This window comes from Protofrankia sp. BMG5.30 (genome assembly GCF_001983005.1).
Classification (GTDB): domain Bacteria; phylum Actinomycetota; class Actinomycetes; order Frankiales; family Frankiaceae; genus Protofrankia; species Protofrankia coriariae.
The window spans coordinates 130,040-152,951 of the sequence record NZ_MOME01000005.1; the positions used below are offsets into that span (position 1 = coordinate 130,040).

14 protein-coding genes and 1 riboswitch are annotated in these 22,912 nt (G+C 70.6%); of the genes, 8 read left to right on the forward strand and 6 right to left on the reverse strand.

Annotated elements, in window-relative coordinates; translation table 11 throughout:
• Window positions 1–1,749 (reverse strand): S1C family serine protease, encoded by a 1,749-nt coding sequence (locus BL254_RS02370; RefSeq protein WP_076842396.1) that lies wholly within the window; start codon window positions 1,747–1,749, stop codon window positions 1–3.
• Window positions 1,750–2,536: 787 nt separating this feature from the next.
• Between BL254_RS02370 and BL254_RS02375 the strand changes: the two genes are divergently transcribed.
• From BL254_RS02375 to BL254_RS02395, 5 genes are all read left to right on the forward strand, one after another.
• Window positions 2,537–4,093 (forward strand): glycosyltransferase, encoded by a 1,557-nt coding sequence (locus BL254_RS02375; RefSeq protein WP_047222148.1) that lies wholly within the window; start codon window positions 2,537–2,539, stop codon window positions 4,091–4,093.
• Window positions 4,094–6,026: 1,933 nt separating this feature from the next.
• Window positions 6,027–6,194, forward strand: coding sequence for a hypothetical protein (locus BL254_RS26745; RefSeq protein ID WP_157180411.1), 168 nt, complete (start codon window positions 6,027–6,029; stop codon window positions 6,192–6,194).
• 383 nt (window positions 6,195–6,577) lie between these two features.
• Window positions 6,578–7,045, forward strand: a complete 468-nt coding sequence (locus tag BL254_RS02385) for a hypothetical protein (RefSeq protein WP_052914412.1) — start codon at window positions 6,578–6,580, stop codon at window positions 7,043–7,045.
• A 35-nt stretch (window positions 7,046–7,080) separates the two neighbouring features.
• The gene (locus BL254_RS02390; RefSeq protein WP_076842398.1) at window positions 7,081–9,753 is read left to right on the forward strand and encodes a helicase-associated domain-containing protein; all 2,673 of its coding nucleotides are present in this window, start codon (window positions 7,081–7,083) and stop codon (window positions 9,751–9,753) included.
• A gap of 343 nt (window positions 9,754–10,096) precedes the next feature.
• A complete protein-coding gene (locus BL254_RS02395) occupies window positions 10,097–11,743 on the forward strand; it encodes a DNA repair helicase XPB (protein WP_047222147.1) in 1,647 nt (548 codons plus the stop codon).
• A gap of 84 nt (window positions 11,744–11,827) precedes the next feature.
• Here the strand turns inward: BL254_RS02395 and BL254_RS02400 are convergent, their stop codons facing one another.
• The 5 genes from BL254_RS02400 to thrC all read right to left on the reverse strand — a co-directional run bounded on the left by BL254_RS02400 (window position 11,828) and on the right by thrC (window position 18,371).
• On the reverse strand, window positions 11,828–12,418 hold the full coding sequence (locus tag BL254_RS02400; protein ID WP_047222146.1) for a Uma2 family endonuclease: 591 nt from the start codon (window positions 12,416–12,418) through the stop codon (window positions 11,828–11,830).
• Window positions 12,419–12,476: 58 nt separating this feature from the next.
• On the reverse strand, window positions 12,477–13,343 hold the full coding sequence (locus BL254_RS02405; protein WP_047222202.1) for a phospholipid scramblase-related protein: 867 nt from the start codon (window positions 13,341–13,343) through the stop codon (window positions 12,477–12,479).
• A 269-nt stretch (window positions 13,344–13,612) separates the two neighbouring features.
• Window positions 13,613–15,235, reverse strand: a complete 1,623-nt coding sequence (gene groL, locus BL254_RS02410) for a chaperonin GroEL (protein ID WP_076842399.1) — start codon at window positions 15,233–15,235, stop codon at window positions 13,613–13,615.
• A 557-nt stretch (window positions 15,236–15,792) separates the two neighbouring features.
• A complete protein-coding gene (locus BL254_RS02415) occupies window positions 15,793–16,035 on the reverse strand; it encodes a helix-turn-helix transcriptional regulator (RefSeq protein ID WP_047222201.1) in 243 nt (80 codons plus the stop codon).
• 1,061 nt (window positions 16,036–17,096) lie between these two features.
• Window positions 17,097–18,371, reverse strand: a complete 1,275-nt coding sequence (thrC, locus tag BL254_RS02420; RefSeq protein ID WP_047222144.1) for a threonine synthase — start codon at window positions 18,369–18,371, stop codon at window positions 17,097–17,099.
• Window positions 18,372–18,380: 9 nt separating this feature from the next.
• A riboswitch (SAM riboswitch) is annotated at window positions 18,381–18,498 on the reverse strand.
• Window positions 18,499–18,530: 32 nt separating this feature from the next.
• Here thrC and BL254_RS02425 point away from each other — a divergent pair.
• The 3 genes from BL254_RS02425 (at window position 18,531) to BL254_RS02435 (ending at window position 22,894) form a co-directional block, all read left to right on the forward strand.
• Entirely contained in the window at window positions 18,531–19,502 is a 972-nt protein-coding gene (locus tag BL254_RS02425) for a glucosyl-3-phosphoglycerate synthase (RefSeq protein ID WP_254857732.1), read from the forward strand.
• A 215-nt stretch (window positions 19,503–19,717) separates the two neighbouring features.
• Window positions 19,718–20,533 carry an HAD family hydrolase gene (locus BL254_RS02430; protein WP_047222142.1) on the forward strand — a complete coding sequence of 272 codons (816 nt, stop codon included), beginning with the start codon at window positions 19,718–19,720 and terminating at the stop codon, window positions 20,531–20,533.
• A gap of 672 nt (window positions 20,534–21,205) precedes the next feature.
• Window positions 21,206–22,894 carry a trehalose-6-phosphate synthase gene (locus BL254_RS02435; RefSeq protein ID WP_076842401.1) on the forward strand — a complete coding sequence of 563 codons (1,689 nt, stop codon included), beginning with the start codon at window positions 21,206–21,208 and terminating at the stop codon, window positions 22,892–22,894.
• The last annotated feature ends 18 nt before the right edge of the window (window positions 22,895–22,912 follow it).

Here is a 22,912-nt window from a genome sequence, read left to right on the forward strand (position 1 = left end):
TCAGGACGGTTGCTGGGCGAGGGTCACGTCGGTGGTCAGTGTCTGGCCGTTGCGGGTGTAGGTGACTGTCACCTTGTTGCCGATGCCGTGTGAGCGCACGGCGGCGATGAGGCCGTCCACACTGGTGATCCGGCGGTCGCCCAGTTTGGTGATGACATCRCCCGGCTGGAGCCCGGCCTGCTGCGCCGGCCCGTTGTTGACCAGCTCACCGATGGTGGCGCYGGTGCCCTCACCTGTCGGGTCGGACGGGCCCACGCCCGCCGTGGACGCGCTGACCCCGAGGTACGGGTGTCTCGCGGTGCCTCCGGTGATCAGTTCTTCGGCGATGGACTGGGCGTAGTTGGCCGGGATCGCGAACCCGACGCCGATGTTGCCGGACTGCTGCTGCTGACCGCCGAAACCGCGGCCGCCCGATCCCACGGTGGCGATCGCCGAGTTGATGCCGATCAGCTCGCCCCTGCTGTTGACCAGCGGGCCGCCGGAGTTGCCCGGGTTGATCGGGGCGTCGGTCTGGATGGCGTCGAGAACCGCGTTGCTGTCCTGGACGTCGGCGTCGCCGGTCCRCACCGGCCGGTGCACGGCGCTGACGATGCCCGAGGTCACGGTGCCGTTCAGGCCGAGGGGGCTGCCGACCGCGATCACCAGTTCGCCGACCGCGAGCGCGTCGGAGTTGCCGAAGGTCGCAGGCTTCAGACCGGTTTCGTCGATCTTGATAACCGCGAGGTCGGAGCTCGGGTCGGTACCGACGATCCTCGCGTTGTAGTCCTTGCCGTCCTGCGTACTCACGCTCAGTGAACCGCCGCTCGCGGCGTCGGAGACCACGTGGTTGTTGGTCAGGATGTAGCCGTCCTGGCGGATGATCACGCCGGAGCCGGTGCTCCCCTCGTTGTTCCTGGAGGCGACGGAGATCGTGACCACGCTCGGGAGGATGGCCTGCGCGGCGGCCGACACCGTGCCGGCGGCCGCCGGCGACGTGCCACCCGAGCCGCTGTCGGTGCTGCGCAGCAGCCCGCCGGAGGACACCACGGCCTGGCCGTTGTCGTTGTTGCTGGCCACCAGCGCCCCCACGCCGCCGCCCACCCCGGCCGAGACCAGCGCGAGCGCGAGCGCGGCGGCGACCAGCCGGCGGCGGTGCGGTGGCCCCGACGGCCCGGTGGTCCGCGTGAGGTCCTGGTACGGGCCGGCCGGTGGTGCGGGCGGCGCGTGGAACGGGTTCCCGGCACCGGGCAGCCCGCCGAGGTAGTTTGCCGAGCCGGGCCGGGTCGGGTCGGGCGGGGGAAACGCTCCCTCGCCGCCGCCGCCAGCCGCGGCCGGCCCCCCTGCCTGCGGCGTGTTCCACGGTGTGCCCCACCAGACCCGGCCGGACGGCTGGCCTGGCCCGCCACCGGACGACGAGGCCGCCGACGGTGGGGCTGGCGCCACAGCTGGCGTGCCAGCCGGCGCGCCGACCGGCCGCTGCCACGGTGAGTTTTCGGGGCTGGCGGGAGTCTGCTTCCCGCCGGCGGACGCGTAGGACGTCGGCGGGCTCGACGGGGCCGGTCCGCCCTGTCCCGGGCCGCCTGGCGGTGGGTCACCGCCGGCGGCCGGCCGGGCCGGCCGCGTGTCGACGACGGGATAGGGGTCGGCATCCGGCGCCGCCCAGTTCGGGCTGTCCGAGCCGGTCGCGACGCCGTCGATGCCGTCGTCGGATACGTGCGCGTTCAAAGGTGATCCGTCCACGAAGGTGACGAAGGGGGGCCGCGTGCTCATGGTACGAACCTTCCCCTCGCAAGCTGAGTGAATACTGAAGTACAGACAACAGTCGGCTGAGACGTGGCACCGGACGGTGTCCGCCGCCCGACACGGCCCACCGGCCGACACCCCCACCGGGATCACACGCCGACGGGGGCGACGACGGCAGAGTACGCAGCGTACGGCCGCGGGAGGCAGCGCGGTAACACGGCGCCGGGAGGAACCGGCCGCGGGGAACACCCGTAGCGGGGAACACAGTGGGAAACAGCGAACCACGGTGGGAAAGCAGGGAGCCCGGCACGGAACGAGATGCGCTGTCAGGATGCCGGCGCAGGTGGCATGCCGTGCCGACGATCTCGGCTGCCCCGTTCCGGGCATCCATCCGTGTCCTTCTGCGTCCTTCCGCTGTTGCGTGTTCGGCCCGCTGTTCCGCCCGCCCGAAGTCCTCCTTCCGGGACTCGCCTCCGTAGCGGGGCTTTCACCATGACGGATGCTTTCACCGCGGCAGGAACCGCGACGGGACGGGTATTGCGACAGGACGGGTATTGCGGCCGAACCCGCGCACCGCCTTCCGTCCCGGGCCCGTTCTCCGGTTTCCCGCTTCGCGTCCGCGCTCCGCGGCCGCGTCTGTTCTCGTGTGGTGGGGCCAGGGATTCGCCGTGACAACCACTCAGTAGCTTCTCAGGCACGGTTCAGCCCGTTCTCACCGCGGTCGCCGACGCTGGAAGGTGTGAACCTGCCGAAACCTTTTCGGGACGACCGCCCCGCCGGCCCGGCCGTGCCCGGATCGCCCTGTGCGCTACCCATGCGCGGCGACGGCCTCGAGGTCCCTGCCACGGGCGCGCCGTCCGCCGGCCCGGAGCCCACCGGCTCCGCGTGCGCCAGGGTCACGCCCCCCGTGCCCGCCGGTGGTGTGCCCGCCGGCGCCGCGCCTACCGGCGTCCACCCGGAATCGGGGCTCGACGCACCCGGGAGCACCGGCGTCCTGGCGGAAGCCCGGCCTGACGGCTCGCGGACGATCCCGTCGCAGGCCTCGTTCGGAGCCGACGGTTGGGATCCGGCCGCCGCCCGGGGCACGGTGGCGCCACAGCCGTGCGGGACGTCACCGGCGCGGTGGCGCCAGCAGCAGTACGGGACGCCACCGGCGCGGTGGCGTCAACAGCCACTTGTCGAGGTGGTGGTCCCCGTCTACAACGAGCAGGAGGCCCTCGACGGCAGCATCCGCCGGCTGCACGACTACCTGACCCGCCGCTTCCCCTTCGGCTGGCGTATCACGATCGCGGACAACGCCAGCACCGACACCACTCCGGTCGTCGCCCGGCGGCTGGCCGGCGAATTCGACCGGGTCCGGGTGGCCCGGCTGGAGGCCAAGGGTCGCGGCCGGGCCCTGCGGGCGGCCTGGTCGTCCTCGGACGCCGACGTCGTGGCCTACATGGACGTCGATCTCTCCAGCGGGCTGGAGGCGTTCCTGCCCCTGGTCGCGCCCCTGCTGTCGGGTCATTCGGACGTCGCGATCGGCTCCCGGCTCGTCCGCGGGTCCCGGGTCGTCCGGGGGCCGAAGCGGGAGATCATCTCGCGTTGCTACAACTCGATGCTGCGGGTGGCCTTCCACACCTCCTTCCGGGACGCCCAGTGCGGGTTCAAGGCCGTGCGGGCGGACGTGGCCCGCGCGTTGCTGCCCGCCGTCGAGAACGACCACTGGTTCTTCGACACCGAACTGCTGCTGTTGGCCGAACGCAACGGCCTGCGCATCCACGAGGTGCCGGTGGACTGGACCGACGACCCGGACTCGCGGGTCGACGTCGTGGCGACCGCGATGGAGGACATTCGCGGAATGATCCGGGTCGCGCGCCGTATCATCGCCGGCCGGGCCGGGGTGGACCTGCCACCGCAGGTCCGGGCCGCGCGGCTGCCTCGTGACATGGGCCGCCAGCTCGGGACGTTCGCGGCGATCGGGGTGTGTTCGACCCTCGCCTACGTCGTCGCCTATGCGCTGTTGCGCGAGGGCGGGGCGTCGTCCTTCGCGGCCAACTTCATCGCGCTGCTCGGCACGGCGGTGGGCAACACCTGGGCCAACCGGCGCCTGACGTTCGGGCAGGTGGGCAGCGAGGGGGCGCTGCGCCAGTTCGCCGAGTCCGGGGTGGTGTTCGTGCTGGGGCTCGCGGTGTCCTCCGCCGGGCTCGGGCTGTTGCACGCCCTCTGGTCGTCGTCCGGGGTTCTCGTCGAGATCGTCACCGTGCTGCTCAGCGGCGTGCTGGCCACGGTGGTGCGGTTCGTGCTGATGCGGGCCTGGGTCTTTCACCCCGCCCGCTCCCCTCGTCCCCGCGACACCTCCACCGGGCGTCACCTCCACCGGGGGTGACCCGTCCACCGAACTGGCGCTTTGAGCGGACGCCGGTGGGAGGAGCCACGCGGTGGGAGAAACCGCGGCCGTGACCATGGTCAGGGGAGTCGCGGAGCAGGTCCGTTGAGCGTCGGGATTCGGACATAAGTCGGTTACGAAGCGTCAGCGTATGACCGTGAGGATCCGGGCGAGTTGCGTCGCGGAAACCTGTGGCGGATACGCTTAATATCGCTGTTCCGACGACATCGGCACAACCGCCGCCGTGCGAACCTGACCGGAGGATACTCGCGTGGTCCGAGGAGACCCCGACTCCCGGGGCGACCGACGAGGTGCTCCTCGAGCGGACTCGCGGGGTGAGCCGCGTGAGATCACGGATGGTAACGACGAGGAGACGTGGCCGCCGAACGAGCCGGCGGGCCCGTCCCGGCCCGGGCCGGGTGGGTCGCGGCGCCCAGTGGCTGAGCCGCCGCCGTCCCGGTCCGTAGTGGCGGGGGCGGGGCAGGTGGATCACGGGCATGAGCGGCCCGTCCTCGGCCAGATACGGGCGCTTTCCGCGAGCAGGGGCCTGGTTGCTTTCGCCACCCTGTCGGACCGGTCCGCCAGAAGCGTCCAACCCGTCGGCGGCAACCGGTCCGCGACGCCCGTGGCCAGTAACCACAGACCCGGCGGCCCTGGACCCGGCAGCTCTGGACCCGGCGGCTCTGGACCCGGCGGCTCTGGACCCGGCGGCTCTGGACCCGGCGGCTCTGGACCCGGCGGCCGTGGGCCGGGCGGCTACGGGTCCACGGCGTCCCCCGCGGGCCGGTCCGGGCCGGGCCGGCAGGGCAGCAACGCACCAGGTGTGGACGCCGGCGCTGCTCCCGCACCGGTTGCCAACGGACGTCCGAGAGGGCACGGTTCGTCTTCGTCTTCGTCTTCGTCTTCGTCTTCGTCTCTGCCTCCGCCCGTGCCCGCACGGCACGGGCCTGGGCCGGCCGCCGGCGACGCCCGTCGAGCCGAGGGCTATCCCGACCAGCGGGGAGCCCGCGGGCCCGATGGCCCTGATCCGCTTGACATGACCACCGTCGTGCAGCGACCGGCCGAGCGGGGGCTTCCCGACCAGGGAGCGGACCCGGTCATCCGGAGGCGGGTGTCGGGCGCCGGCCCCGGCGCGGACCAGGGAAGGCCGCCTTACACCGGAGAGCCCACACAGGGATACAACCCGTTTCCGGAACGTGGTCGGGACGGCGCCCGGTCCGCGTCCGCCGCTGCCGCACTCCGTCAGCCGGGGGCGGTGCGCCCTGGTCATGGCGGTGCGGAACAGGTCGGTTCATCCGGACCGCCCTCGCCCCGATCGTCCGCGGTCGCCGGCATGCCGCCGGCCGCGCCGCCGCGTCTGCCGGTGCTCCCGCCCGACTCCGGGCCCGTGGGGTCCCGCTCCGCCCCGCATGGCCGGCCCGATGCCCGGGCGCGACCGGCTTCCGGTCCGGCGGGCACGGCGGGTGCGGCCGGCGCGGCAGGTGCGCGCGGGCCGGTTGCCGGTGACCGAGCCCGTCCGGAGAGCCAGCGGCAGAATGATCATATTGCTCGCCCGCCCGGGGCCCGGATACCAGCCGGGGCGGGTCGGGAGACAGCGAGGCGCGGACCATCGGCTGGGTGGGGCGGCTCCGCCAAGCCCGTCTCCAGTGCGAACGACATCGAGGCCACCGATCGGTTCACCACGCTTCCCGGCGAGGACGGCCGTTCCGCCACCGCTGGTCGTCCCGCTCAGGCGCGCACCGAGCGCGTCCGGGCGGACGTTGCATCCGCCGGTGGCGCTCCTGGCCCGGCCCGTGCCGCTGCCGCTGACGGCGCCGCCGCTCCCGACGATTCCGACGCTGATACCGATTCCGGCTTTGACGCGGCCGCTGACGCCCGGGCCCGGGCGGGTGCCGCGTCCGCCCGGCACCGTCCCCCGCGCGCGCGGCCGGCCGTGAGCCTGCTGGGTCTGCTGTTGGTGATCGTTGTCATGGTCGTCGGGTTTTCCATCGGGCGAGCCGTCGCGGTGCCGGGCTCGGTGAGCATGCAGTCGCGGGTCAGTGACTGGGCTCGTGATCATAATCTGACGTTCCTTGTCGAGAACGTCGACAAGTTCCGTTGATCGTCGATGTTCCCGGTGCCRCTGGCCGGGGTTCTGATGATCAAAGGTTTTGGTGATCGCCGTTCTTGGTCGGCGACTTGTCCATATATTGACAAATATGTCGGACGGTAGTGTTTTATTGTGCCTGAATTTTCTGTTACCAGGAGAGATATTGACAAATCGGTGAGCAGCCACCAAATAGCCCATACACGCTAGTCGCTGTTTCGCGGCTGGTCATTGTGATGGTCACCGTGCGAGGAATTCGGTTCCCGGCCCTTGCGCTCGGGGCTCCTGCATGTGAATCTRCATAGATAGGTCTGTCGCGCTCTGTCACAGCATGTGCGACTTGGCGTGATGTTGGCCGGGTAACGTCCCGACCTGTCATCCGCGGCAGGAGGCTTCGCGTGCGTCCACATTCCACGCGTCCACACGGCAACGGCCCACGTGTCATCCGCCCGGCGGCCGGTCGTGACGCGGACGCTCCCGCAGCTGAGGATCCCCACGCCAGGGCGTTAGCCCCGGCCGCCATCCGGGCCGGCCGGGATGCCGGCGCCGCTCCTGCCCCGCCCGGTCGGGAGCCGACCGCGGAGGAGGTCGACGCGATCGCCCGGGCGGTCTTCGCCAGCCCGCTGGTCGCAGCCGTCCCCCACGGCCGCCTCCAGGTGGACTCCATCAGGATTTCCACCGGCTCGCCCGACTGGGCGTTCGTCGCGCTCCGACCACGTGAATATGATCTTGATCCGGCCGTTGCCGTACTGCGCTGGAACGTCAGCGGCGGCTGGGTGCTCGACCAGGTCGGTACGGCCCAGGTCGGCGTGGGTCGGGTCCCGGTGTCCGTGAGCGACGAATTCGATCTTGATGATGGACGATAGGGCGTGTCGGGCCTTCCACGCAGCCGGATACCGTTGTGAGGGTGTCCATACCGGCGGACGGCTCCGACGTGCCCACCACCCTGGCCGGGTGGCTGCGCGGCCTGCCGGATGACGCGCTGAACCGGCTGCTCACCCTGCGGCCGGACCTGGCCACCCCGCCCCCGCCCGACTTCGACGTCCTCGCTGCCCGGCTGGAGATCCGGGTGAGTGTCACCCGCGCGCTCGAGCGGCTCGACGTCTTCACCCTCGAGGTCTGTGAGGCGTTGACGCTGCTCCCGCCGGCGGTGAGCGCGGCGGAGCTGTCGACCTTCTGCGGGGGCGCGGACGTGACGGCGGCCCTGACGGCGCTGCGCGAACGCGGGCTGGTGTGGGGGGACGACTCGGCCATCGTGCTCGTCGGCATGGTCCGTGACCTGCTGGGTGAGCGGCCGCTCGGGCTCGGCCGGCCGTTGCGCGCGTGCCTGGGCGGCCATCGGCACACCCAGCTGGCCCGGCTCGCCACCGCGGTCGGCGTCGACCCGCGCCGGGACCGGGGCGCCGCCACCCGCTCGGCCCTGCTCGACGAGCTGACCACCGTGCTGGCCGGGCGGGAGCGGGTGGCCCGGCTGGTCGAGGAGTGCGGCCCGCGGGCCTGCCAGATCCTCGACCGGCTCGCCACCGGGCCGGCGCTGGGGCACACCGGCGACGCCGGGCGCCTGCTCGCGGCCTCCGACGCCCGCACCCCGGTGGAGGAACTGCTCGCCCGGGGCCTGCTCGTCGGCGTCGACGAGGAGACGGTCGAACTCCCCCGGGAGGTGGGCCTGGCCCTGCGCGGCGACCGGCCGGCGGGGCAGCTGCACGTCGACCCGCCCGCGCTCGCCGGCCGGCAGATCGATCTCGGCCAGGTCGACGGCGCCGCCGCTCTTGCCGCAGGCGCACTGGTCCGCCTGGTGACGGCCCTGCTCGAGGCGTGGGGGACGGCCCCGCCCACCCCGCTGCGCACCGGCGGTCTCAGCGTCCGGGACTTCCGCGCCACCGCGAAGCTGCTCGACGTCACCGAAGCGGTGGCGGCGGTGGTCGTCGAGATCGCCTACGCGGCCGGGCTGGTCGACGGCTCCACCGGGACGGACACCCAGATCATGCCCACGACGGCCTACGACCGGTGGTGTGTGGAGACCCCGGCCATGCGGTGGGCCGTCCTGGTGGAGGCGTGGCTGCACACCCCGGACGTCCCCGGCCTGGTGGGGGAGCGGGACGACAAGGGCCGCCAGCTCGCGGCGCTGTCGCTGGAGCTGCGGCGGCGCAGCGCGCCGGAGCTGCGCCGTCTCGTACTGGACGCGTTCGCCGCCGCGCCCCGCGGACTCGCGCCCACCCCCACCTCGGTGCGGGAGCTGCTCGCCTGGCGGATGCCGCGGCGTGGCGGGCCGTTGCTGGACAGGATGGTCGACTGGGTCTTCGCCGAGGCGGAGCTGCTGGGCGTCACCGGCCGGGGCGCGCTGTCGGCCGCCGGGTGGGCGTTGGCCCGCGGCGAGGCAGGAGCGGGGGCGAGCCGCTCCGAGCTGGCGGCGGCGCTCGGCCCGATGCTGCCCGAGCCCGTCAGCGAACTGTTCGTGCAGGCCGACCTCACCGCGGTGGCGCCGGGCCCGCTGGTGCCGGAGATCGCCGCCGAGCTGGCGCAGATGGCCGATGTCGAGTCCTCGGGCGCGGCGACGGTCTACCGGTTCTCCGAGACGTCCCTGCGGCGGGCACTGGACGCCGGGCGGACCGTCGAGGACATCCGCGACTTTCTCACCCGGGTGGCCCGTGGAGGCGTACCGCAGACGCTGGACTACCTGGTGGACGACGTCGCTCGCCGGCACGGGCGGTTGCGGGCGGGGCCGGCCGCGTCCTATCTGCGCTGTGACGACACCGCTGTCCTCTCCGAGGTGGTCGCCTCCCGGCGGACCCAGGCGCTGGGGCTGCGCCGGATCGCGCCGACGGTGGTGGTCTGCTCGCTGCCCATGCCCAAGCTGCTCGACGGGCTGCGCGCCGCCGGTTTCTCCCCGGTGGGAGAGGGCCCGGACGGGCGGGTGGTGCTCAGCCGGCCGGAGGTGCACCGCACGCCGGGCCGGCCGCGGCCGCCGGGCGGTGCCCAGGCGCGGGGCGGCCGTGACGAGCAGCTGCGCGACATGGTGCGGATGATCCGCCGTGGGGACGCCAGTACCCGCACGGCGCGGGCGGCCGCCGCCGCGGCCGGCTCGCTGGCCGACGGGGCCGACGGGATGGTGCGCTCCGCGCCGTTGATCCTGGTGACGCTGCAGGGGGCGGCCCGCGCTGGCCGCCGGGTGCTGCTCGGATACGTCGACCAGCAGGGGACGCCCAGGGACCAGGTGGTCCGCCCGCTGACCGTCGAGGGTGGCTGGGTCACGGCCTGGGATCAGCGCACCAGCGCGACCCGGCGGTTTGCGTTACACCGTGTGACCGGCGTCCTCGATGTGGAGGACATACTCCCGAGTGGTGAGATCAACGGCTACCCCTGGCTCTACGAGCCGGGCGGGCCGGGCGGTTTCAGGGCGGCTTCCGCCTCCCGAGCCGGTTTCGGTGCCGGGCCGGCGGGCRTGGGCCCGGTTGCCGTGGACCCCGTTGCGGTGGACACCGCCGGGACGGACACCCCCGAGACGCCGACGGCGGTGCCCAGCCAGGCGCCTCCACGGCCGCTTGACACGGAGGACATTTCCGATCTGCCCTGACGACAGCCTGACCTGCCCTGACAGCCCGACCTGCCCTGACAACGGCCGGGCCCGCCTCGCCTCCCGATGACCGGATTTCGGCGGCCGGGCCGCTCTGCGGCCGGATCGTCCGGACGACGCCCGCCGCGGGCGGCGGCGTCGGCCCTGCCCGGGACCGCCGGCGAACATGCGAGAATCGGCGGACGCGCTCGGTGTCCGCTGGCCGGCCGGTCTGCTCCGCTTGCCGGTCCGCCTGACGCGACGCCGTGAAATCGGCGTCCTGGAAGCCTTCGGACGCCTCGGGAACCCTGAGCCCCTCGGAAATCCCGAAACCCTCGGAAGGCCCTCGGAAGGGTGGTGAGACGTGACCGACGGTCCGTTGATCGTCCAGTCGGACAAGACCCTGCTGCTAGAAGTCGATCATTCACTGGCCGGCGACGCCCGAGCCATGATCGCGCCGTTCGCGGAGCTGGAACGTTCACCCGAGCACGTGCACACCTACCGGATCACCCCGTTGGCGCTGTGGAACGCCCGGGCCGCCGGCCATGATGCCGAACAGGTCGTCGACGCGCTCGTCCGGTTCTCCCGCTACGCCGTTCCGCACGCGCTGCTCGTCGACATCGCCGACACCATGGATCGCTACGGCCGGCTGCGGCTGGAGAACGACCCGGTGCACGGGCTGGTGCTGCGCACCGTCGACCGCGCGGTGCTCACCGAGGTTGTCCGGTCGAAGAAGGTCGCGCCGATGCTCGGGCCGCGCCTCGACGACGACTGCGTCGCGGTGCACCCGTCCGAGCGGGGACGGCTCAAGCAGGCGCTGCTGAAGATCGGCTGGCCGGCCGAGGACCTGGCCGGTTACGTCGACGGCGAGGCGCACCCGATCGAGCTGCGCCAGGACGGCTGGGAGCTGCGCGACTACCAGAAGGGCGCGGTGGCGGGTTTCTGGGAGGGCGGCTCGGGCGTGGTGGTGCTGCCCAGCGGTGCCGGCAAGACCATCGTCGGGGCCGCCGCCATGGCGCACGCCCGCGCCACCACCCTGATCCTGGTCACCAACACCGTCGCCGGCCGCCAGTGGCGCTCGGAGCTGCTGCGGCGCACGTCGCTCACCGAGGAGGAGATCGGCGAGTACTCCGGCGAGCGCAAGGAGATCCGGCCGGTCACCATCGCCACCTACCAGGTGATGACGGCCCGCCGTAAGGGCGAGTACCTGCACCTGGAGCTGTTCGGTGCCCGCGACTGGGGGCTGATCGTCTACGACGAGGTGCACCTGCTGCCGGCGCCGGTCTTCCGGATGACCGCCGACATCCAGTCCCGCCGCCGGCTCGGCCTGACCGCAACCCTGGTGCGCGAGGACGGCCGGGAGGGCGACGTCTTCTCGCTGATCGGCCCCAAGCGGTACGACGCCCCCTGGCGCGAGATCGAGGCGCAGGGCTGGATCGCGCCGGCCGAATGTACCGAGGTGCGGGTGACCCTCACCGAGGACGAGCGGATGGCCTACGCCGTCGCCGAGGCGGAGGAGCGCTACCGCATGTGCGCCACCGCCCACAGCAAACGGGCGGTGGTGCGCCGTCTGGTGCAGCGGCACGCCGACGACCAGGTGCTCGTCATCGGTGCCTACCTCGACCAGCTCGACCAGCTCGGCGAGCTGCTCGACGCCCCGGTCATCCAGGGGTCGACCCGCAACCGGGAGCGCGAACGCCTGTTCGAGGCGTTCCGGACCGGGGAGATCAGGACGCTGGTCGTCTCCAAGGTCGCGAACGTGTCGATCGACCTGCCGGAGGCGGCGGTCGCCATCCAGGTCAGCGGCACGTTCGGGTCACGCCAGGAGGAGGCGCAGCGGCTCGGGCGGGTGCTGCGCCCGAAGGCGGACGGCCGGGGCGCGCACTTCTACACCGTGGTCTCCCGGGACACGATCGACCAGGAGTACGCCGCGCACCGCCAGCGCTTCCTCACCGAGCAGGGGTACGTCTACATGATCGTGGACGCTGACGACATCCCCGATCCCGCGTAACCGTCCGGCCCCGGGTGGCCAACCGTCCGATACCGACTGATCGTCTGGCCCTGTGTAACCGTCCGGTGGTTACTCTGGGTATGGTTACTCTGGGTTTGGTGGGTCCACGAGGGTGGCTGGGATGATCGTGCAGGGTACCGGCGTGATCACTGTCAGCTCCTCGTCTCCGGTCGCGGATGCCGCCGGTACGTAGGCACCGTCGACGAGCCGGTAGGCGTCGATGCGCGGGCCGTCCGGATCGACCAGCCAGTAGTCGGGCACGCCGTGGTCACGGTAGAGGTCGAACTTGAGCGTCCGGTCGTAGCGGCGGTTGCCGGCTTCGGCGACCTCGACGACCAGCAACGGCAGACCGGTGATCCGCTGTGGGCGGTCGTCGTCGCCGGCGGCGGCCACGACGATGTCGGGGACGACCTCGCTGCGCGGCTCGATCCGGACGCTGACGTCACGGGTGTGGACGCGCATGTCGGCCGGGGTGGCCTCGACGAGCAGCCGGACCAGGCGTTTGGTCACCCGGGTTTCCAGCGGCGTCGGCCACGGGCGGACCACGAACATCCCGTCGACCAGCTCGAAGCGGGGGTCGAGCGCGAGTTCGTCGAGGTCCGTCACGGTGAGCGGCGGCGCGGGCAGCGTCAGGACGGGACGGAGCGAGCGTGTCGCGGGGCCGGGAGAAGGCACGCCAGTAATGGTGCCTTGTGACCCGGAGACTGTCTAAATGTTCTTTGCCGTACCGCTGTCAGCCGAGGCCGCGGGAGTCCTGCTTGAGCGCGGTGTCTATGGTGAGCGCGGAGGCGACCACCAGGCTGCGCAGCGGATCCGTCAGCGGACGGTGGATCTGGACGACGTAGTTGTCAGCGGTGGTGAACAGGGTGCGGGCCAGCCCCTCCCAGGTTTTCGTCACCCGGGCGATCTCGGTGCCGCCGTGGTCGACGATCGAAAAGTTCCACGCCCGCCAGTTCTCCGTTTTGATCGTTCCGATGGGCGTCCCGCCGGTTTCCAGCGCAAAACGGATCTTGCCGAAGATGTTCTGCTGGACGATCTGGCCGATCTCGAATCCGTCCGGCCGGGTGACGATCACACGTGACCTGAAGACCTTCGCCGGCCGGGTGAGGACCAGATGGGCCACGCCGGCGCTGTCGCGCACCTCAAGCCGGTGGGTGAAGAACTGGTCGAGCGAGCTGACGAACCGCACTGCTTTCTTCAGCGCGCTCTGGCCGACCTCGACAACCGAACCGATCTGGTTGCCGGCCTGGTCGAACACGGCATATTCGTTCGTCAGTTCGATGAGCTTGGTCTTCTGGTTGACCACCAGGACCGGTTCGGTGAAAAGCGTCCCGCCGCCACCGTGGACGGGTCGTACACCCGCGCCTTCGGAAACCTGGCGCTGGACGCGGTCCGGTGTGTAGTTGGTCTGTACCGGCGCGTTCTGGTAGCCCTGTGGAGTTCCCCAGCCCTGGGCGGGCGCCGTCTTGCCCGGTGATTCCGGCTGTCCCGATGGCACGTCGCTGACCTGGTCGGTCCAGGTGGTGCCGTCCCAGTAGCGGAAGCCGTGCTGGCCGGACGGGTCGGCGTACCAGCCGGCCGGCGGCGTGGTCTGGGTCATCTCGTACACACTCCCGGTCATGGTGCTGTTCGCGGCCCACCACGAACCCGTGGCAGCGGTAACCCCACCGAAATCGACGCTTCACGCGAGTATGCCCGACATGGTCGGTAAACCGCCGCCACCGCCGTCCAGCCATGTCCCAGGCACGACAGGGACATGACACGACAGACGACAGAGGTATGACAAACGACAGAGGCATGACAAAGGGGCGGTCCCGCCATTGGGACCGCCCCTTTTATCCGGTTTGTTCGGTATTCAGGCTGTAGGCCTCAGAAGTCGAGGTCTCCACCGCCGCCGGGAGCGGCCGGGGCCGGGTTCTTCTCCGGCTTGTCGGCGATGACGGCTTCGGTGGTGAGGAACAGCCCGGCGATCGACGCGGCGTTCTGCAGCGCCGAACGGGTGACCTTGGCCGGGTCGATGATGCCGGTGCCGATCAGGTCGACGTACTCGCCGGTGGCCGCGTTCAGGCCATGGCCGGCGGGCAGGTGGCGGACCTTGTCGACCACGACGCCGCCCTCAAGACCGCTGTTGTAGGCGATCTGCTTGATCGGCGCCTCCAGRGCGAGGCGGACGATGTTCGCTCCGGTCGCCTCGTCACCGGCGAGGTCGAGCTTCTCGAAGGCGGTGACCGACGCCTGCAGCAGCGCGACGCCACCACCGGCGACGATGCCCTCCTCGACCGCGGCCTTCGCGTTGGAGACGGCGTCCTCGATGCGGTGCTTCTTCTCCTTGAGCTCAACCTCGGTGGCGGCACCGACCTTGATGACCGCGACTCCACCGGCGAGCTTGGCCAGCCGCTCCTGCAGCTTCTCGCGGTCGTAGTCGGAGTCCGACTTCTCGATCTCGGCACGGATCTGGTTGACCCGGCCGGCGATCTGGTCGGGGTCGCCAGCGCCCTCGACGATCGTGGTCTCGTCCTTGGTGACGACGAACTTGCGGGCCTTGCCGAGCAGGTCGAGCGTGGTGCTCTCCAGCTTCAGGCCGACGTCCTCGGAGATGACCTGGCCACCGGTGAGGATGGCGATGTCACCGAGCAGGGCCTTGCGGCGGTCGCCGAAGCCGGGGGCCTTCACCGCGACGCTCTTGAAGGTGCCACGGATCTTGTTGACGACCAGGGTGGCCAGGGCCTCGCCCTCGACGTCCTCGGCGATGATCGCCAGCGGCTTGCCGGCCTGCATGACCTTCTCCAGCAGCGGGAGCAGGTCCTTGACCGCCGAGATCTTGCTGTTGACGATGAGGATGTACGGGTCGTCGAGGACGGCTTCCTGACGGTCGGCGTCGGTGACGAAGTACGGCGAGATGTAGCCCTTGTCGAAGCGCATACCCTCGGTGAGCTCGAGCTCGAGGCCGAAGGTGTTGCTCTCCTCGACGGTGACGACGCCTTCCTTGCCGACCTTGTCCAGTGCCTCGGCGATGAGCGCGCCGATCGCGGGGTCGCCCGCGGAGATGGACGCCGTGGAGGCGATCTGCTCCTTGGTCTCGACCTCCTTGGCCTGCTTGGAGAGCTCCTCGGAGACGCGCTCGACCGCGACCTCGATGYCCTTCTTCAGACCCAGCGGGTTGGCGCCGGCCGCCACGTTGCRCAGACCCTCGCGGACCAGTGCCTGGGCGAGGATCGTCGCGGTGGTGGTGCCGTCACCGGCGACGTCGTTGGTCTTCTTCGCTACTTCCTTGACGAGCTCCGCACCGATCTTCTCGTACGGGTCCTCGAGCTCGATCTCCTTGGCGATGCTCACACCGTCGTTGGTGATCGTGGGGACGCCCCACTTCTTCTCCAGAACGACGTTGCGGCCCTTCGGGCCGAGTGTGACCTTCACGGCGTCGGCCAACTGGTTCATGCCGCGCTCCAGGCCGCGCCGTGCCTCCTCATCGAAGGCAATGATCTTCGGCATGGTGTCGTGGTCCTCCCAGGGGAATGGCTGTTCAATGGCCTGGCCAAGACGACGCCCGCGACGGACGGCCCGGTGGCCTCGTCGCTCAGCCCTGGCACTCGAAGCGGGTGAGTGCCAGCTCCTGTTTAGCACTCGAGGTGGGTGAGTGCAAGCTCGCCCCCCGTTGCGCCGCACGGCCGGACGGCCCGCCACGGGCCCGGCCAGGTGGCGGCCGCGCGCCGGCCGCATGCCATCGTCCGGCCCGTGAACCATCGGTGAACCCCGTGCCGGTCACGTGCCCAGAACTCCGTCGAACTGGCAGATCGCCACGCGGGCGTCGAGCGACTACGGCGAAGCCCTGGCTGCCCGCCCACCGACGAACCCCCGCCGTTGCGCGCTGGAAGGACGGGGGTTCGCGGTGCTGGGGCACGTTCGCACGTCGCGATCGCCGACCAGGACGGTGCGGTACAGGTCAACCTGAATCTACCCAACGGGGCCGGGACGGTGCTGCGGGTGATCGGCGATCCATGTCCATGCGGTCCATGTGCCGTGTCACGGGCCGGTGGTGCCAGGCGTTTTCACGCCCGCCATGGGGCACGTCGTCCGTCCGTGGCGTCCTCGGCCTCCCAGCGCAGCAGGTCGCCCGGCTGGCACCTGAGCACCTCGCGGAGCGCGGCGAGCGTCGCGGAGCGCACTGCCCTGGTGCGGCCGTTCTTGAGTACCGCCAGGTTGGCGGGCGTGATCCCTACGCGGTCCGCGAGCTCGCCCACGGACATCTTCCGCCTGGCCAGCATCACGTCGATGTCGACGACGATCGGCATCAGATCACCGTTGATAACGGGGACGTCGATGCCGTTGATACGGATGGTGCGGGCCATCGCCACCTCCTCGTGTGGTTTCCATGAGGTGCGGACAGGCCGGCGCCGCTTCCGGGCATGGTGGTATCCGGGAAGGGGACGGCGGTGGGATCATGGGAGTCGTCCGTGTCGGTCGTGGAGGTGCTCGCGGGGATGGCCACGCCACGGCTGTCGAAGCGAAGTCGCGGAGGTGTCACCATCGGCATGCGCTCCATCGGCCTGTCCGGATCCGGCACCGGAGGGTCCCCGGCACCCGATCCGGACGGACAGACGCGTGCCCCAGGGAGATCATCCACCACAACCTCCGACACGCCGACGAACCCGGGAGGTTGTGGTGAGAGATCGACATGCATCCTGACCTGCAACGACACAGAATTTTTAGATCATCTCACCATGATCTAAAAGATCTTCAAAAGGAGGTTGTGGTTGGATCTTGCAAACCCCCAGCTCAGACGGGGTACAATTCGGACAGCGGTCCCCGCGATCTACAAATCCGAGCCGGATTGAAACCAGGCCGCCGCGTCGTGCTCGTCGACGACCGTGAGGTCCCCGCGATCCACAGATCTTTGTTTCTGGGTTCCGCGTGTCGTTCGTCTTCGGAATAGCGGACCAATCCGTCGATCACTATGGGCTGGGTGTTGACTCCCAKGGTGTCCCCGAGCCGCTCGAAGCTGTCGAGATCGCAGGAGGCGGACATGGTTCGATACTCATCGACTCGAAGGGGAGCCCAGCTCGATTCTTTCGTCGGGCCGCGAGTTCGGAAGCTGCCGTCAGTGGCAGGCCTCGGCCATGTTCAAAGCGGCCCCCGGGCAGGCGAAAGTGAACGAAGTTCTCGTCTTCCGGTTCGGTGTCCACAATCTTGGCTTTACCGGCCAGTTGTCGGAATGAATCGACACGGGCTTCTTCTCAGTGGTCTGCCGGAACGGCGGCGCGGGCAGGTGGCCGCGCCGCCGTTTGCGTCGTCCCGGAGATGTCGGCGGTGCTGAATAGCGGAAGATCCTGCGGAGGGTGTTGGGCGGTCGGGGTCAGTCGCCGAGGCCGGCGGCTTCGAAGGCGGCCAGGGACGGGCGGATGGTCGCGGTCGGCCGGCCTGTCGGGATCAGCGGGTCGAGGGTCTTCAGGCCGTCGCCGGTGTTGAAGATGACGGTCTCCGCGTCGGGGTCGAGCAGGCCCTCGCGCAGCAGCCGCCGCAGGCACGCGACGGTGACGCCGCCGGCGGTCTCGCCGAAGACACCCTCCGTCCGGGCCAGCAGGCGGATTCCCTCGACGATCTCGGGGTCGGTGACGTCGGTGATCGCGCCGCCGGTGCGACGGGCCACGTCGAGGGCGTACGGGCCGTCCGCCGGGTTGCCGATCGACAGCGACTTGGCGATGGTGGACGGCTTCACCGGTGCGACCGTGTCCGCCCCGCGGGCGAAGGCCGCCGCGACCGGGTTGCAGCCCTGCGCCTGCGCGCCGAAGACCCGGTGCGGGGTCGGCTCCACCAGGCCGAGCCGGCCGAGCTCACCGAACGCCTTGTCGATCTTCGTCAGCAGCGACCCGGACGCGATCGGCACCACGACCTGCTCCGGCAGCCGCCAGCCGAGCTGTTCGGCGACCTCGTAGCCGAGCGTCTTGGAGCCCTCGGCGTAGAACGGCCGCACGTTGACGTTGACGAACGCCCATTCGTACTCGCCGGAGAGCTCGCTGCACAGGCGGTTGACGTCGTCGTAGTTGCCCTCGATCGCGACCAGCGTGCCGCCGTAGACGGCGGTCGACACGGTCTTGCCGTCCTCCAGATCATGCGGGATCAGCACAACCGAACGTAGCCCGGCGGACGCGGCGTGCGCTGCCACCGACTGGGCCAGGTTGCCGGTGGACGCGCAGGCGACCGTGGTGTACCCGTGCTCGCGCGCGGCCGACAGCGCCACCGACACGACCCTGTCCTTGAACGAGTGGGTGGGGTTCGCGGTGTCGTCCTTGACCCACAGTGTCCGCATCCCGAGCTCGGCGGCGAGGCGGGGGGCCGGGCGCAGCGGCGTCCAGCCCGCGCCGAGCGACACCCGGCGCGCGGGGTCGTGGCCGGCGGGCAGCAGCCCGACATAGCGCCACAGGCTGGCGGGACCGGCCTCGATGGACTCCCGGGTGACCCGGCGTAGCACGGAGTCGTCGTAGGCAATCTCCAGCGGGGCGAAGCACTCGATACAGACATGCGTCGGGGAGAGCGGATAGGTGGCGCCGCAGTGGCGACACGACAGGGAAACCGCGGGATTGACGACGTCCGGGCTGATCGTTGCGACGCGCTCGGGAGCGACTGTCATCTGTGAAACTCCTCATCTTTCCCGAGAGCCGGATGCATCTCAGGACGGAATTAGCACCTGCCGCGCACTGATGCGGGTGGTTGCCGGGGCTTCACTGGGCCGGTCCCTCTGCCCCTCTGGATGAGCCGTATGCGGTTGTCAGTCCGTACTGTAGTCCGTGTGCGGTCTGACGTATACCGTTGGTTCGAGCATAGGACGTACTACGGGCGGGACTTCTCACCAGGGGAACTACTGGCCCGTAAGGCAGGGCCGATCAGCGTGGTGCTGCCCGCGTTGAACGAGGCGGCCACCGTCGGCGCGATCGTCTCGGCGCTCCGCCGCGATCTTATGGCCGCGGTGCCTCTCGTCGACGAGATCGTCGTCATCGATCCGGGGTCGGTGGACGCGACCGCCTCCGAGGCGGCCGCCGCGGGCGCGGCGGTGTTCRCCGAGGAGCGCATCCTCACCGGCTAYGGGCGGGTCGCCGGCAAGGGCGAGGCCCTGTGGAAGTCCCTGTACGCCACGTCCGGGGACATCGTGGTCTTCGTCGACGCCGATCTGGAGGACTTCGACGCGAGCCTGGTCACCGGGCTGCTCGGGCCGCTGCTGACCGAGGGCGCGGTGTCCTACGTCAARGCGTCCTATGACCGGCCGCTGGCCGGGGGGCTGCTGCCCGGCGGCGGCGGCCGGGTCACCGAACTCGTCGCGCGCCCCCTGCTCAACCTGCACTGGCCACAGCTCGCCGGGCTGGTGCAGCCGCTGGCCGGTGAGTTCGCAGGCCGGCGGGCCCTGCTGGAACAACTACCGTTCGTCTCCGGCTACGGCATCGAGTTCGCCCAGGTCGTGGACGTGTGCTCGTTGCTGGGAGTGGACGCCCTCGCTCAGGTCGAGGTCGGCCGCAAGGTCCACCGTCACCAGTCCGACGAGGCTCTTGGACGGATGGCCGCGGAGATCATCCATGCGGCGTGGACCAGGCTGGGCGTCCACACCGACTCTCTCAGCGGGACGCTGACCCAGTTCAGGCGCGGTGACAGCGGGCTGGAGCCGCGTACCCATCAGGTGGCGGTGCGGGAGCGGCCACCTATGATCACGATTCCGGAGTACGCCGCCCGCTACGCCCGGCTGTACCACGGTCCGGTGGAAAGCGGCTGACCGTGGCCCTGCCGCACCAGACGGGCCGCCGTGGGCAGGGCACGGTCTGTCCCGGACAGGTGGCCCGCACCAGGTGACAGCCCCGACGCCGTGGCGCGGCACGGCCCCACGAAACGCCCGCGCCGCCCCGTCCCACGTGCCACGAACGCCCAGCCGCCACGAACAGCGTGAACGCCATGAAGAGCGCGAACAGCGTGAACAGGAGGACAGCACCGATGAGTGTCCGGGTCGTCTATACCGATCTCGACGGGACCATGGTGGGGCCACGTGGATGCTTCTTCCGCAGCGAAGATCACTCCGTCACCCTGGACCCGGCGCACGCTCTGATCGATCTGCACCGGGCCGGCATCGCGCTGGTCCTGGTCAGCGGACGGACCCGGCCTCAGCTCACGGAGGCTGCCTCGATCTTCGGGGCGGACGGTTTCATCGCCGAACTCGGTGCCATCGTCGGCTGGGACCACGGGCACAGCAGCCAGATCCTGCGCGGAGCCATGCCCGAGACGTTCGACCGGATACCCGACGAGCTGGTCACGGCGCTGGTCGCCCAGTATCCGGGACGCCTGGAGGCGCACCGCTCCTGGATCCGCGGCCGTGAGATCGACATCATGCTGCGGGGCAACATCGACGTGGTCGCGGCCGACGCGTGGCTTGCCGCGGAAGGTTATGGATGGTTGACCATGCGCGACAACGGCATCATCGCGCGGGCCACCATGCCCGATCTGGACGATGTTCCGCACGTCTACCACCTGGTGCCCGACGGAGTCAGCAAGGGGGCCGCGGTGGCCTTCGACCTGGCTCGCCGGGGGCTGCGCCCGGAGCAGGCGATCGCGATCGGGGACTCCGCCAGCGACCTGGTCATGGCCGACCATGTCGGCCGCATGCACCTTGTCGCGAACGCGCTGCACCACACGGACCTGATCGATCTGCTGCCCGGTTACGACAACGTCGTCGTGGAGGACGGCACCCTCGGCGCCGGGTGGGTGAGCGCGGTGCGTTCGGTTCTGCCCACGCCACGGCCCGCCGCCGTCTGATCCCCGTGCCGCCCGGCAGGAGCATGCGGGCGGAACACGTGGACGCCGATCACGAGGAGAAAGAGGACGGCTGCGATCACGTAGGAGTTCCCGATCACGAGCTGCCAGCCGTGCCACCGGTATTCGCGGTCGTCCTCGTTGGGTAACCACCACAGCGGGGAGAGGACGAGCAGCGTGAAGCCGCCCAGCGGCGCGAGACGCCCCCCACGCGGCCGTCGTGGACCTGCCAGTGTGGCCAGCGCCGGCAGCACCCACAGCCAGTGGTGCGTCCAGGAGATCGGTGACACGAGCAGGCCGGTGATGCCACAGGCCGACCAGATTGACTCTTCATGCGACTTCAGGCGACAAGTTGCCAAATCCGTAGTTGCTACGACATGACAACAGCCGTCCACACGTCGTCGGATGCCGACCAGCGACAGCTCCGTGAGGCGGGTGCTGTCAGGCGGGTGCCCACACGGCACGGGCCGGGCAGCACCGCCCGCAGGCCCTCGAGTGTTCCCCCCGACAACGGCCTGACCGCACGCATCGGTGGCCTGGCCGCACGCATCGGTGTACCGCGGCCTGAGTGACGGCCGCGCGGCCGTCTGYCGAGGTACTACTCTTCGCAGGATGCGTCACGTCCGGTCGGTCGACGAAACGCTGYGTCCTGTGGCCGGTGGAGGGGCCGCCCGAGTGCTTGTCGCCTCCAATCGCGGCCCGGTGGCGTTCGCGACGGGTAACGACGGGTCACTTGTCGTGYGCCGTGGTGGCGGTGGGCTGGTCAGCGGCCTGCACGCGGTCGCCAGCGGCGACATCGGATCGGCTGGCCCGGCTCGCTCTGCCGGCGATGCCAACGCTGCCGGCGGGGCTGGTGGTGGGCTGGTCTGGGTGTGCGCGGCGCTCAGCGAAGCCGACCGGCGGGCCACCCGCTCGACGCCGGACGGCCGTCTGGATCTTGCCGGTCACGACACCGGGGGTGCGGCCGTCCACATGCTCGACGTGGACAGGGTCGTGTTCGACCGGGCCTACAACGCGGTCGCCAACCGTACGTTGTGGTTCGTTCTGCACCTGCTCTACGCGCCGGCGTCCCAGCCCTCCTTCGGCGCGGCCTTCCAACGCGACTGGCAGGCGTATGAGATCTACAATGCGATGTTCGCCGAGGCGCTGGCCCGTGAGGCGGCGCCGGGCGCGGCCGTCCTGATTCAGGACTACCACCTGACGCTGGTGCCCGCGCAGCTGCGCAACCTGCGCCCGGACCTGCGGATCGCCCATTTCAGTCACACACCGTGGGCGCCGTCGGAGTATTTCCGCATACTGCCGGACGACGTCGCCCGCGCGGTCGTCCAGGGCATGCTCGGTGCCGACCGGCTCGGCTTCCTCACCCCTGGGTGGGCGGAGGCTTTCTGCCGATGTGCCAAGGCGCTGCTTCCCGCCGACGTCGAGCTCGCGGCCGGCACCGAGGCCGAGGTTGAGGTTGACCGCGACAGCGCCGGCCCGCGTCGCGCCGGTGACGACGCGCGTCACTCCGGCAGCGGGACGGATGGCGCACGCCGTCCCGACGGCATGGTGGCCGCCGCGGGCCGCGACGACGGTGTGGGCCGCGACGACGGTGCGGGCCTGCGTCATGGCGGGGCGGGCGGTGCGAGTGGGTTGTGGCTGCGCTACCGCGGCCGCGTCGTCCGGATCGGCGTCCATCCGCTCGGAGTCGACGGTGACTGGCTGCTCAAACGCGCGTCCGGACAGGACGTGGCCGCCCGTGCCACCGAGATGCGCGAGCTCGCCGCGGGCCGGCGGGTGATCGTGCGGGTGGACCGGACCGAACTGTCGAAGAACATCGTCCGCGGCCTGGACGCCTATCGGGAGCTCCTGCGTGACTACCCACAGTGGCAAGGTCGGGTGGTGCACATCGTGTGCGCCTATCCGTCCCGCCACGATCTTCCCGAATACCGCGAGTACACGGCTGCCGTGCAGCGGATCGTGGCGGAGATCGAGGACGAGTTCGCGACCGCGACCTGGCTGCCCGTCCGCCTTGAGGTCAACGATGACTACCCACGGTCACTGGCGGCACTGTCRCTGGCCGAGGTGCTGGTGGTGAACCCGATCAGGGACGGTATGAACCTGGTCGCAAAGGAAGGCGCGGTGCTCTCCCGGCCCGGCGCGGCCCTGGTGCTCTCCCGCGAGGCCGGGGCATGCGTGGAGATGGCCGACGACGCGCTGGTGGTCAACCCGTTCGACGTGAGCGCGACCGCCCGGGCGCTGCATACCGCGCTGCTGATGGCCGCCGACGAGCGCCGTGACCGGTGYGCCCGGCTCGCCGCTGTCGCCGGCAGGCTCCCCCCGCGCAAGTGGTTCCGCGACCAGCTCGACGCACTACTGGAGTAACCACGTGGAGTGACCGCA

What these genes read in the sequence shown, in the direction of transcription:
- BL254_RS02375 (WP_047222148.1), top strand. Translation starts at nt 2,537, where the DNA reads ATGCGCGGCGACGGCCTCGAGGTCCCTGCCACGGGCGCGCCGTCCGCC.
- BL254_RS02405 (WP_047222202.1), bottom strand. Translation starts at nt 13,343, where the DNA reads ATGACCCAGACCACGCCGCCGGCCGGCTGGTACGCCGACCCGTCCGGC.
- BL254_RS02415 (WP_047222201.1), bottom strand. Translation starts at nt 16,035, where the DNA reads ATGCCGATCGTCGTCGACATCGACGTGATGCTGGCCAGGCGGAAGATG.
- thrC (WP_047222144.1), bottom strand. Translation starts at nt 18,371, where the DNA reads ATGACAGTCGCTCCCGAGCGCGTCGCAACGATCAGCCCGGACGTCGTC.
- BL254_RS02430 (WP_047222142.1), top strand. Translation starts at nt 19,718, where the DNA reads ATGAGTGTCCGGGTCGTCTATACCGATCTCGACGGGACCATGGTGGGG.